The 12632-nt window shown below is 52.8% G+C and carries 12 protein-coding genes; 5 read left to right on the forward strand and 7 right to left on the reverse strand.

The genetic code is table 11. The features are described 5' to 3' along the window. Positions 1-171: 171 nt before the first annotated feature. Complete coding sequence (locus L5220_RS05105) at positions 172-798, forward strand: RNA-guided endonuclease InsQ/TnpB family protein (RefSeq protein ID WP_499572116.1); 627 nt, start codon at positions 172-174, stop codon at positions 796-798. A gap of 91 nt (positions 799-889) precedes the next feature. Here L5220_RS05105 and lpxD read toward each other — a convergent pair whose 3' ends face one another. Then, positions 890-1906 (reverse strand): UDP-3-O-(3-hydroxymyristoyl)glucosamine N-acyltransferase, encoded by a 1017-nt coding sequence (lpxD, locus tag L5220_RS05110; RefSeq protein WP_499572118.1) that lies wholly within the window; start codon positions 1904-1906, stop codon positions 890-892. Between the two features lie 234 nt (positions 1907-2140). On the opposite strand from lpxD, the gene L5220_RS05115 reads away from it, so the two are divergent. Next, a complete protein-coding gene (locus L5220_RS05115) occupies positions 2141-2326 on the forward strand; it encodes an NblA/ycf18 family protein (RefSeq protein WP_099799364.1) in 186 nt (61 codons plus the stop codon). Positions 2327-2753: 427 nt separating this feature from the next. Next, the gene (locus tag L5220_RS05120; protein ID WP_499572120.1) at positions 2754-4061 is read left to right on the forward strand and encodes an RNA-guided endonuclease InsQ/TnpB family protein; all 1308 of its coding nucleotides are present in this window, start codon (positions 2754-2756) and stop codon (positions 4059-4061) included. Between the two features lie 47 nt (positions 4062-4108). On the opposite strand, the gene L5220_RS05125 is transcribed toward L5220_RS05120, so the two are convergent. After that, positions 4109-4342, reverse strand: a complete 234-nt coding sequence (locus L5220_RS05125) for a hypothetical protein (protein ID WP_499572124.1) — start codon at positions 4340-4342, stop codon at positions 4109-4111. Positions 4343-4713: 371 nt separating this feature from the next. Beyond that, on the reverse strand, positions 4714-6702 hold the full coding sequence (locus L5220_RS05130) for a CHASE2 domain-containing protein (protein ID WP_499572126.1): 1989 nt from the start codon (positions 6700-6702) through the stop codon (positions 4714-4716). Between the two features lie 295 nt (positions 6703-6997). Here L5220_RS05130 and L5220_RS05135 point away from each other — a divergent pair, with 295 nt between their 5' ends. Together L5220_RS05135 and L5220_RS05140 are read left to right on the forward strand one after the other, a co-directional pair. Next, positions 6998-8164 (forward strand): RRXRR domain-containing protein, encoded by a 1167-nt coding sequence (locus L5220_RS05135; protein ID WP_499572128.1) that lies wholly within the window; start codon positions 6998-7000, stop codon positions 8162-8164. Positions 8165-8221: 57 nt separating this feature from the next. Beyond that, positions 8222-8734: a hypothetical protein gene (locus tag L5220_RS05140; protein ID WP_499572130.1), complete on the forward strand. Its 513-nt coding sequence runs from the start codon at positions 8222-8224 to the stop codon at positions 8732-8734. Positions 8735-8777: 43 nt separating this feature from the next. Here L5220_RS05140 and L5220_RS05145 read toward each other — a convergent pair whose 3' ends face one another. The 4 genes from L5220_RS05145 to L5220_RS05160 all read right to left on the reverse strand — a co-directional run bounded on the left by L5220_RS05145 (position 8778) and on the right by L5220_RS05160 (position 12527). Continuing rightward, a complete protein-coding gene (locus tag L5220_RS05145; protein WP_499572132.1) occupies positions 8778-9152 on the reverse strand; it encodes a hypothetical protein in 375 nt (124 codons plus the stop codon). Next, positions 9115-10254: a glycine oxidase ThiO gene (thiO, locus tag L5220_RS05150; RefSeq protein ID WP_499572134.1), complete on the reverse strand. Its 1140-nt coding sequence runs from the start codon at positions 10252-10254 to the stop codon at positions 9115-9117. The genes L5220_RS05145 and thiO overlap by 38 nt, the downstream gene beginning before the upstream one ends. Positions 10255-10582: 328 nt before the next feature. Then, positions 10583-11638 (reverse strand): recombinase RecA, encoded by a 1056-nt coding sequence (gene recA, locus L5220_RS05155; RefSeq protein ID WP_448515515.1) that lies wholly within the window; start codon positions 11636-11638, stop codon positions 10583-10585. Between the two features lie 43 nt (positions 11639-11681). Beyond that, a complete protein-coding gene (locus L5220_RS05160; protein WP_499572136.1) occupies positions 11682-12527 on the reverse strand; it encodes a hypothetical protein in 846 nt (281 codons plus the stop codon). Positions 12528-12632: the final 105 nt, after the last annotated feature.

Genomic DNA, 12632 nt, shown 5'->3' on the forward strand with positions numbered 1-12632 from the left:
TTCCGATCTAATTTGAGGGACAAATCAAATCGGCTACGGTTTCTCTCAATCCAGACGGGAAGTATTATGTGTCCCTTCTAGTTGATGATGGTCAAGAGCAACCTATTCCCAGTGCTGAGGGGAAAGCGATAGGAATTGACCTGGGGTTGACGCACTTCGCAATTACTAGCGATGGCTCGAAGTTCGACAACCCTCGGCAGTGATCTCAAACATGCTCGTAACCTAAAGCGCAAACAGAAGAAGCTTTCTCGCAAACAGAAGGGAAGCAACAATCGAGATAAAGCTCGAAAGCGAGTCGCTCGCGTTCACCATAAAATAGCTCGCTGTCGTGAAGATTTTCTGCACAAGCTATCCCGCAAGATAGTCAACGAAAACCAAGTGATTGCTGTAGAAAATCTTTATGTGAAGGGGATGGTGCGCAATCCCAACCTCGCTAAAGCGATTAGTGATGCTGGCTGGGGGATGTTTTGCACCATGCTCAAGTACAAAGCTGAAAGAGCAGGAAAGATATATATCGAAGTCAATCGTTTCTTTCCTTCTTCAACAACCTGCCATGTTTGCCTGAATCAAGTGGGTAGCCTACCGCTTGAGGTTCGCAATTGGACTTGTGATGTTTGTAATACAGAGCATGATAGGGATATAAATGCTGCAATCAACATAAGAAATGAAGCCTTGCGGATATTGGAGTTAGGAACTAGCTCTACTGCCTTTGGGAGGGGACGTAAGACATCTGGTAAAACTTCGGTTTTGCTAGATGCTGTCCCCGTTGAACAAGGAAGCCGCTTATCTATCGCGTAGCGATGATGAGCGGTAGTTCACTTATACGCATGGAGAAAGCGTACAGCTACCGTTTTTACCCAACTGCTCTGTTTGCCGAAGCGGTTTTCGTTCAGTCTTTCAGTTTTGCTTCAAGGGTACGCACGCGCTTCAGGAGGTCGGGTAACTGTTTGAGTGCAGCAGAAACTCGTAAATAAAGACGTTGCTCCATGGCAGGAATGCCCCCCATGCGGGCGTTGGCTGGTACAGAGCCACTGATGCCTGATTTGGCAGAGACGATGGCGCGATCGCCAATAGTGAGGTGCCCCGCTGCCCCCACTTGCCCCGCTAAAATCACCTGATCACCAATATGGGTGGAGCCAGCCAGTCCTACTTGGGCGCAGAGAATCGTATTTTTACCAATGGTGCAGTTGTGTGCCACCATGGTCAGGTTATCAATTTTACTGCCTGCCCCTACGGTGGTGGCACCGAGAGTCGCTCGATCAATGGTGGTACTGGCGCCAATTTCGACATCATCCCCTAGGGTGACTGTCCCCACTTGGGGAATTTTATAGTGCCGCCCATCCGGCAGAGGTACATAGCCAAAGCCATCTCCCCCCAAAACCACACCATTTTGCAAGATGACGCGATCGCCCAGTTGCACGCCTTCGCGCAGGGCACAATGGCTGTGGATTAAGCACTCAGCCCCCACAACCACGTTGTCATACAGGGTGCAGTGACTATGAATCACGGTGCGATCGCCAATGCGGACGCGATCGCCAATGACCGTATAAGGGCCAATGGTGACCTCTGCCCCCAGCTCCACGTCTGCTCCCAGAATAGCGGTGGGGTGAATCTTGCCCAACGGTTGGGGTTGGGGATAAAACAACTCAATACACTTGGCAAAGGCAAGATAGGGATGAGGCACCCGTAACAATGGACAGGCCGCCGCCCCTTGGAAATCAACCCCCACAAACACAGCAGCGGCAGATGTCGTTTGCAATAGCGGTGTGTACTTCGGATTCGCCAAAAATGACACATCGGTTGCTGTTGCGGCTTCAAGGGGGGCGACCCCCAACACTGGGCGATCGCTAAGCTCAACTGCATCTAGGGAGGCACCAAACCGTTCCGCCAGTTCACCAAGCCGCATACTTGTCTCCACATCCGCCGTTGTTGCTCAGTCTAGCAGGTCTATCGTCCTCAAACAGCGCATCCGCGATCGCCCACCACTGGCGATACCCTGCCACTAGTTGAATAAACTGTTCATCTTGGACACTTTCTTCAGGAAGAGGATGCTATTCATTGAGTGGCAACTTTGTCAATGTGTTTGTTATATTTTTTAACATACACATACCATGTTTAATGGAGTAAGGAGTTACGTCCTATGGAACAACGATTCCCAGAGCTGAATGTTGATCTCAGCTTCGAGCAGGAGTTCCAAATGCGAGTGATGGAAGAGCAGGTCGGTGCCATGAGTCTTCAGCAAACGCGTGAGCTACTGCTGCAAGCCTCGCGGTTGCTAATGATGAAAGATAACGTCATTCGCTCCCTCGTCAAACGCGCTGCCTAGGCTACAGGATGTGGGGCTGACCTCCTGCTTCACCTTGCTTCGTTGCCAGAATCAAGTAGGGGCTGTGGGGCTGAACCACCATTTCCTGAGCGGCTATTCATCGAATAGAGACTAGATAGGTACTAAACATCTGGCTAATATCTGGCGAATCACGCCTTTTACTCTCTTAAAAAGATTATTCGTTACTTATAGAAACCGGAGGGTTCGGGAACCGGATAAAACCTCGCTCGTTCCCGACGGGGATACAGAACGGTTCCCGCGCCTACGGCAGTAGGCAGAATCAGTCTTGACATTCTTCTCCAGACAAAGTGATGTCCTGACTGATACGTGCAATGACGAGTCGATTTTAGCTGTATGCCATCTTCTCTCATACGGTTGCTATTCGCGTAAATCGGCATCTATAATAACTGCATGCCATCTTAACCCAATGATGTTTTTAGCCGTCCAAAAAGATGTTTTTCAACCTGACAAGCAGCTTGCTCAGTTGCTTACTGAGTTAGCGCGTCTTGCCAACAATCTCTACAACCAAGGTGTGTATGAGTCTCGACAATACTTCTTTGAGCAAGGACGGAAACCGTTCAAGGTTCTGAAGTACGTCAACCTCTACGCAAAACTGAAGGAGAGTGAAAACGGGAAGCTGTTACATTCTCAGGCTGCACAGCAAGTGTTGAAATCTGTGAATGAGGCGTTCAAAAGCTTCAAATCACTCTCAAAACTGTTCAAACTGGGGCAGTTCGACCATGAACCAAAATTGCCGCGATACCGCACCAAAGGCGGGTTGTATCAAGTCGTATTCACGGGGCAATCCCTGAAAGTAGAGAAAGGCTTGATTCGAGTTCCTTTGGGTAACGGTGGAAAAGCTGCATTTGGAAGAGATGCGTTCTACATCCCGTTACCAGAACGATTAAAGGATGTGCAGATCCGAGAACTGCGATTCATTCCGGCGAATGGGCAGTGGGTTGTTGAGTATGTTCACTTCACGATGGGCAAGACTGCTCAATGCTGCAAATTGTGTCCTGAGAACGTTTTAGCGCTTGACCCAGGCCTGAATAACCTCTTGACCGGCGTGACAAATACTGGACTTGCCTTTGTGCTGGATGGTAGAGGGTTGACATCTCGAAACCAATGGTTCAATAAGCAGGTTGCCAAATTCAAATCGATTCTGACTCATGGCAAGCCATCCATGAAGGGTGCGACCTCGAAGCGAATCCAACTTAATACCCATAAGCGAAATTGCTACGTGCGAGACTACATCAACAAAACAGCACGGTGGGTCGTCAACTTCTGCTTGGAAAACGACATCGATACTATCATCTACGGTCGAAACAACGGGCAGAAAGATGAAATCAATTTGGGTGCAAAAATGAATCAGGAGTTCGTGCAAATTCCGCACTACAAAGTGTTTGGACGAATTAAGCAGCTTTGTTTAATTTTCGGGATTCGATTAGTCGAAACCGAAGAATCGTATACGTCTCAAGCCTCGTTTTTCGATAACGACTTCTTGCCTACGTTCGGCGAAAAACCTGAAGGGTGGAAGGCATCAGGAAAACGAATTCTTAGAGGTCTGTACCGAACTGCGCAAGGATGGCTCATCAATGCAGACTGTAATGGAGCCTGCAATATCATGAGAAAGGTAAGCACAAAGCTCAATATCGATTTGAGTGGAGTGTGTAGAGGGGCTGTGGCAGCCCCTTCTAAGGTCAAGTTAGGGCAGATTGGTTTTGCTCTAGCCTAACTTAGAGAAGCCTCGCCGTTCCACGGCGGGGAGTGTCACGACACGTATTACACGCTGAGAATTTGAATCGTTGTTGTGTGTGGTAAATTCCCCGCTGAGGCTGCAAGGGAGCTACTGCCACTCCACCGCACAGGGGTGCCTTCCATTACTGATAAAAAGTCATCTAAGCCCGTTAAATCGCAATTGTTCGGATCAGATGTGGCGGTGCGAAAGTGCCACGGAATGACTACACGGGGTTGCAATAACTGGTGTTGCTGAATGTGGCTATGAATTACCCTCATCCCCAACCCTTCTCCCCAAGGAGAAGGGAGCTAAGAGTCTTGTTCCCTCTCCGTTGGGAGAGGGCTAGGGTGAGGGCGGCAAAAGACTCAAACCCGAAGATCATACGTCTATTCAGCAACGCCCCCATCCAGTAGCGCAGACATATGTTGCGAATGAACTGAGCCGTTCTAATCGCGTCATCAATCAGCGCGAACTGATTTGGATTCCCCCTGAGCTTGGTTTCCAGAACAATTATGGGCAATCAGACTAAATCTTATGGGTTTATTTTGCCATAATCAGGAGTACGGGTGTATGCAACGATGGTCGGTTTTGTCCGATAGATTGAGTGTCCGTTTCCGCGCATCGCTGCAACGGACGTGAGAAGAGATGGCTACATCCCCGTGGATGAATCGCAGGGGCTTTGCAATCTCCTCTCAAACTCTCCCCTTTTCGGTAAGCTGCCGCTTTTACGTACCCCCAGTACCCGAAATACCTGAATTTTGCGCTCTTTGCCCTTGAGTTCAAGAGGCCCCCACGCTTCCGTGTCGTAGCGATCGCCTAAATAGTCAAGGGTCTCTTGGGCAACCAAAATCCGGCAGGGACTCATCTGCCGATGTTTATCTACACTTTCAAGGCGGGAGGCTGTGTTAACGCTATCGCCAATGACACCGTACTCTAGGCGGTTTTTACTGCCCAAACTACCCACAACAATCGGGCCGGTGTAAATCCCCGCCCGCATCATGACTTGGGGTAACCCCTGCGCTGCCCACCCTTGATTCAGTTGCTCTAGTAGTCGCCCTAAGGCAAGGGCACAATCTACCGCATTGCGAGCATCGGCAGCAATGCCTTCGCGCGTTGTCCGGGGAAAGGGCMCCCCAAACACCGCCATGATGCCATCTCCAGTAAACTTGTTAATCACGCCATGGTAACTTTGAACCACATCCGCCACTTTTTCGAGGTAGGCGTTGAGCCAATCAAAGAGTTCCTCAGGTTCCATCCCCTCAGAAATGGTGCTGAAGCCCTTCAAGTCGGTAAACAGTAGGGTGGCAATGAGCCGTTGACCGGGTAATTTTCCGTCCTTAAGCAGCTCATCGCGGCGTTCCCACATGGCGGCAGCAATTTCGGGCGACATACTTTGCCCCAGCAGTCGCATCACCATCTGCCGTTGCCGTTGCGCTTGTTGCGCAGTGTAGGTCACCACTGTTCCGCCCGAGAGCAGCAGCGTTAAGGTGGGTGGCACGAGGGGAACCCAGCCCAACTTTAGGAACAGACCATAGCAGCTGACTAGCAAAATCGTCAGACTCAGGCCAACGGCGATCGCCAACCCCAAGGGATGTCGCACCCGCCATGCCAAGATTGCCCCCACCAGAGACCAGACCACCATCCACAGGACTTCCAGCGAATCTGGCCAGAACCAGATCATCGACCGCTGCCCCTGCCCAGCATCAATGAATTGCCCCACCATTTGGGCGTGGATAAACACCCCCGCCATCCGCTGATCATCCCGCAAGCTGGAGCTAAAGGGGGTGTAAAAGAAGTCCTTGCCACTCTCGGCAATATTGCCCACCAGCACCACGCGATCGCGAATTAACGCTGGCGCAACCCGCCCTGCCAACACATCCCCAAGGGGAACCCATGCCACCGCACGATTATCCCCGCGATAGTTGAGCATCACCTGATAGCCTGCGGTATCGGCACCGACATAGCCGCCGTCATTCGGCTGTAGCGGCGTAAACACCGTCTGCCCCAATTGCATCACATTGGGGTCAGCATCACTACCGCGCGGCTCAATTCCCTCGTCCGCAAGATAGCGCAGGGCTAAACGCAGCGAAAAGGAGTAAAGAGGATTGCCCTGATCATCCGCTAAAAACAAAAGATTGCGGCGGACAATTCCCCCCGCATCAACCGTGACATCATTAAACCCCACTTGATCCGCACTGAGCGCTGGTGGCGGCTGAATCGTCGGATGGGTATCATCCCCCACCTTTATCACCCCAAACAGGCGATCGGAGCTTTGCCACACGCGATTGAGCGCTTGATGACCGGGTTCTACGGGAAAGTCACGATAAATATCTAAGCCAATGGCGCGCGGGTTGTGCTGCAAGAGCTTTTGCAGCAGTTCCGCATAGACTTGATCCGGCAAGGAAAGGGCGCGGTAGCGTTGAATATCTGCTTCGGTGATGGCCACCACCAGTAGGCGCGGATCTGACCCCCTAAAGGGGCGTAGCTGCATGAGCCGGTCGTAGGCCGCTAGTTCCAATGGCTGTAGCCCCCCTACGCTGCGCACGCCCACCACAACCATGCTGGCAACGGTACTGGCCATCAAGACAAGACCCAGATCAGCAAAATAGCGGCGAAAGTGGGAAAATAGGGGGGGCATCGGTTATTGTCGAAGGATATTTCCTCTATCGTAGCTAGCTGTGACTTTAGTATTCGCTGTACTTAGTGTCCTAAATCGTTCAATGACCCCCACCTCGGCGGATGCTAGGTGGGGGAGTGACCGGAGATAACCCGGTCGTAGCTGCGAATCGGCCACCAAGGTTAGTACGGCAACACTTCCGGTTGCTTCTCTAAATCGGATTATCTGTAAGGCTCTGGAATCTCAGGGAGTGGGTTCAGCCCAGCAACACCGTACTAACTGGCTTAAGAGACCTGTAGTTTTGGAATTATCTTCCATGCAACGCAYCCCCGTCCAAAACCCTGATGGTACTCCCGCCATGCCCACTAAGAGTAGTCGCGCTCAACGGTGGGTAGAGCAAGGCAGAGCAACATGGGTAAAAACAAATCTCCGCCTTAAGGCCGTGCGCCTAACCGCCGAACCATCGGGTCGTAAGACTCAACCCATGGTGGTTGGAGTCGATCCCGGCAAACTCTATTCAGGGATTGCCGTTCAATCCGCTCAAGCGACATTATTCCAGTCCCACCTAGAACTCCCCTACCCCAAGGTGCGGGCACGGATGGATAATCGCAGAATGCTACGGCGTTCTCGCCGCAGTCGGCGGATTCATCGAGAGTTACCTTTTCAATTACGGAATCATCGCCAAAAGCGATTTAACAACCGTAGACAGCAGACAGTCGCCCCCAGCATCCGCGCCAACCGAGACTTAGAGTTTCGGGTGGTTCAGGAGTTATCTCGACTCTTCCCCATTGCTGCCATTGGCTACGAGAAAGTTCGCGCCGACGTGGACTTAACCGCAGGTCGAAAGGGAGCAAACTCTGGGAAAGGTTTCTCTCCGGTCATGGTAGGGCAAACCTACGCCATTGAGAAAATGGAGCAGATTGCCCCCGTCTACAGTCGCGACGGGTGGCAGCCGGACGGCAATGGCACCGCTCAACTTCGCTCTGCCTTGGGATTGAAGACGTCTCAGGACAAAGCAGAACAAATTCCCCAAACCCATGCGGTAGATGGTATCGCCCTAGCTTGTGGATGCTTCATCGAGTATCGTCCCTTCCACCGGAAACGCAGTCACGGTTATCTTTGGTTTGGAAAGGTTAAGCTCACATCTGCCCCATTTGTGGTGATTAAACGGCCACCCATCAGTCGCAGGCAACTGCACCTTACGGTTCCCAGTAAAAAGGGTCTACGTCGCAAATACGGGGGCACAGTAACCCGCCATGGATTCCGGAAAGGGGATCTAGTGCGGGCTGAGATGGCAGGTTGCGTCTCGGTGGGCTATGTGAGTGGGGATACGACTCGGCAAGTTTCTGTTTCTGAGTTTACTTGGAAGCGTATTGGGCAGTTTAGTGCTGCCAAGGTTGAGCTACTCTATCGCGCCACGGGTATTTTGGTCAGTTGCCCGCAGAGATTGTCAGTCAGTGGGGCATTTAATCCCGCTGCCTGACGCTTGTTTCCTCCGCCACCTGCGGTGCGAGGTGGGGGTTTCCACAAGGAGTTTTTGATGAAGACTGTCTTGGTTGCAACGGTGGGCGATCGCCTTGGTGCAGAAGCTATTTATACCCGCTTAGAAACCGATGGCTTTCCGATGGCCAAGGTAAAACTATTGGGGCGGGGTTATAAACAATGGTCAGAGGCGGGAGTCGAAGATCCCTTTGCGACGGCGCGTCAGCAAATGCAGCGAATGCTCCTTTGGCTGGTGCCCTTTGGGTTCTTTGCGGGGTTTACCTTTAACCAAGCCACCCAAATTGATATTCTGCCTGGCTTCAACCGCCTAGATAATAGTTTAATTGGGGGACTTTTTGGGGCAGTTGCCGGAGCCTTGGGCAGTTTAACCGTTGGCGGCGGACTCAAAGTGGTCATTGCCGGGCGATCGGGAACACCCTTTGAAACGCGGTTACAACAGGGGAAGTATCTAGTGCTCATTCAAGGGAGTGACAGCGAGATTCGCCGGGCAGAGCGCCTCCTCAAAGCCCAGCCCCTTGAATACCTGCAAGCCTATACTCTAGATGAGTAGGAGAAGGGATTGAGGGATGAGGGGGCAAGATTTTGCTGGGGAACTAGGTATAGGTATTATCCCGGAAGGCTCGAATAACCGCTTGAGTGGCTATTTGCTGATGCTGTGCTTCACCACCCTCAAACTCTCCAAAGCGCACTGTTCCCCCCGTGGTTTGCAGTTGTACCTGAAATACTCGGTTGCGCCGTCCACGGCTAGAGCGCCATTCTTGGGCAATATCGATATTTTGAATCGCGGCGATGGGCATGTGATCGTGACGGCAAAGCAGTTCGTATGTGGCGGTCAACCAAACGGGAACTGAGCCACCAATCACGAGTAGCATCCCTGCCAGCCATCCTTTCCAAGGGCGGTTGCGCAATATCAAGCGTTGGGGCGATCGCTCAAGGATGTCCATGGGCTGAAGGGGGTGATGGGGCAATACCGCTATCGTGGTTAGAGGCAAACCGCTGCCATGAAAAAGCCTTGAGGTGGCGATCGCTGGTTTGGTGCAACACTAAATTAGCCAAGAGTTTTGCCGTGATGGGAGCCAAGAGTACGCCGTTGCGGTAGTGCCCTGTGGCAAGGTAAAGATTGGTTGCAGGCCCTTGCCCTAAAATAGGCAGTTCATCTGGCGTGGCGGGTCGGTAGCCCCACCATGTATCAATCACTTCATAGTCAACCAGAGTTGGCATGACAGCGGTGGCACGGTTCAGGAGGGTTTGTAACCCTGCCACGGTATTTCCATCCTGAAACCCAACATCTTCACTGGTGGCTCCCACCACAATTTTGCCGGAGCGGCGGGGCACAAGGTATAGCTGATCTGCAAAAATAACATGGTTGAGGAACGGGGCGGCGGGGGGGTGCAGCGCCAGCATTTGTCCTTTGCGAGGGGTCACAGGGATTGGCAACAGTGCCTGACTCCATGCGCCGGTGGCCAGCACGTAGGCACCGGCCAACCAACGTCCGCGATCGCTCTGTAGGGCTGTAATCTCCCCTTGGCGATTCTGATGCCAGTGCTGAACCTGTACCCCTTCAATGATTTCGACACCAAGAATGCGAGCGGCACTCAACAGCACCTTAGCAAGATTGCGGGTATTGACTTGGCCATCCTGAGGGAACCACCATGCCCCTAAGACGGTGTCGGCAAACCCCGGTTGCTTCTGCGCCAATTCCCTTGCCTCTAGCCAGCAACTATCGGGTTCCATAGGGTGGTGGCGATCGCGCCGTTGCGGATCCGTCACAGGAGCCAAGATGCCGCAGGCCCAATAGCCCGCATCCATCCCAGTCAGTTGCTCTAGTTTGTCAATCCATGCCGGATAGAGTTTGCAACTCGCGGTACAGAGGTTCCACATTGCCCCCGCAGGTAGCCCTTCCGCTTGGGGCGCTAACATCCCTGCCGCAGCATGGAGCGCCGCCTCCCGAAATTGGCGACTCAGAACGGTAGGACGCACACCGCGCAGTGCTAGCTCGATGGCGATCGCTAACCCCATTGTGCCGCCACCAATAATCAAAATATCCCGCTGCTCATCGCCAAGGATCATATATGGACGCTCAATGCTGCTGAAATTTCGCCTTCCTATGATACTGTCTGTTTTGCAGCCGAACAGGTGCATACACGGCTAGCCACCTATAGGGTAGAGTCCCACTGGCACATCCAACCGATGGGCAAATGGATGACGCGAGAGAATTGTAGCTTTGACAACAGTTTTCAGTGTTTTGTAACAGTCAATCGCGTCAAATCTAAAGAATTGGTGAAAACCCCACTCCTTTGCAGCAGGTGCCCTTATGGTAAGGAAGCAAGATACCTCCTAACTGCGTCTTTGACCCCGCCCTCTTACCGTATGCGTATGGTGTGGGGTCTCTTTTTTCTCATTCCTCCGGTAGCTCTTCGTGGGGATGCACCACCGTATTGGCAGAAACAGCCACCCCTTGATCTAGTTTTTGGCGTACCAGTTGCCCCACCTCTTGGGCAAAGGCGGGGTTCTCTTCCATGTACTTAATGGTATTGTCGCGGCCTTGAGCAAGGTTTTCCCCGTTGTAGGAGTACCATGCCCCCTTGCGGGTAATAATTCCCGTTTCTTCCGCCATATCTAAAATGCAGCCCAGATTAGAAATACCCTTGCCAAAAATAATGTCAAACTCAGCAATACGGAATGGGGGGGCAACTTTATTTTTCGCCACCTTGACTTTGGCGCGAATCCCAAACTCCTCCGTCCCCTTTTTCAGGGTTTGCACACGGCGAATATCTAAGCGCACCGATGCATAAAACTTGAGCGCGGTGCCTCCCGTGGTGGTCTCCGGGTTCCCGTAGGTGACACCAATTTTCTGCCGCAGTTGGTTCAAAAAGATCACTGTACAACCGGTTCTCGCGATGTTACCGGTAATTTTGCGCAGGGCTTGGCTCATTAACCGTGCCTGCAGGCCAACGTGGCTATCTCCCATATCCCCTTCAATTTCGGCACGGGGCACAAGCGCCGCCACTGAGTCCACCACCACCACATCAACAGCGGTAGAACGCACCAGTTGATCCACAATTTCTAGACCCGCTTCCCCAGTATCTGGTTGGGCCACCAGCAGGTTTTCAATATCAACGCCAAGGGCAGCGGCATAGGTGGGGTCAAGGGCATGCTCTGCATCGACAAAGGCCGCCACGCCACCTAACTTTTGCACTTCTGCAACGGCGTGTAGAGCAAGGGTGGTTTTACCGGAGCTTTCTGGGCCATAGATTTCAATCACCCGTCCTTTAGGCAAGCCGCCCCCCAAGGCCAAGTCAAGGGTGAGGGCGCCGGAGGAGGTGGTTTCCACTCTCATGCGCGTGGCATCCCCAAGGCGCATAATGCTGCCTTTGCCAAAAGTGCGCTCGATTTGGGTTACAGCAAGGTCAAGGGCTTTACGCTTTTCGGGGGAGAGGCTAACATCGCTCATTGAACTATCCTAGGTGGCAAAACAGACGGGCGGTGTGTAGTTTCTAGGGTAGCTTGCGGCGAACCACAATGGCGTTGTTGCCCACCACTGGCTCACGAACCAGTGGCTGACCTTGGGTATCTGTAATCACCACGGTGGTATAGCCCAGATCGTGGGCTTGCTGCCAGAGTGCTTGGGCGAGTTGATCTTGCTTGGCGGCACTGAGGTCGTACCAACCCGCTGCCAGCATCAGATCGAGTCGATGGTCGCTAGGATTGAGGGTGAGGGTGGGATCAAGGGCATTACTGTAGCGATCGCAGATGGCCAACAGTTGCTGACGAACGGTCGCCGTATCGCTAGGAATGGGAGCGGGCGAAGGACTGGGGGGCGCTACCGCAGCAGGCGCTACAGGGGCTACCGTTGGTACAGGGGTTGGCGCAGGAGGCGGCTCAACGCTCGTGGATCGCCGCGGCTGTACCAAGATTGTACTGGGAACCTCAGGGCGAGGGCGGGGGGTACTAGGGCTGATCGTAGGACGCTCAGGAGCCTGAAACCAACTCAGGGGATTCAGCCAAAGCAGGAGCAGAAGGATGCCGAGGGCGATCGCTGTTAAGGTGGTACGGCTATAGCGCTCTCTGAGGCCACTGGGTAAGCGCTGTTGCAGCCAGCCCATCGCCTGCCACCATAGCGTGCCAAGACGTTGTAACCAAGGGGTAAGTTTTCCTAGCCAAGACGCTTCTGCAGCCAGTTGTGCCGAGGGAATGTGTTGGTTACTCGCTGTTGTCTTAAGCTGTGCCGTAGCTTGACCAAGGAGGTGAGTGATCCCCTCTAGGAAGACGATGGCTTCTCGCAAGAGAATGGGTTGGACAGTTTGCCAGATGGTGGGTTTAGAAGGGGGAGAGGGGGTCATCGGGTGTTCAACTATCTAGCAACCAACGATCTTAAATTACCAAAAAGGGGGCACGCCCCTGCCATTCGGCTCTAGGAGTACAACGCCTTTTGCAGTGTCAGGGTA

Origin of the sequence: Synechococcus sp. PCC 6716 (genome assembly GCF_022570815.1) — a bacterium.
In the GTDB taxonomy this organism is placed as follows: Bacteria; Cyanobacteriota; Cyanobacteriia; order Thermosynechococcales; family Thermosynechococcaceae; genus Thermosynechococcus; species Thermosynechococcus lividus.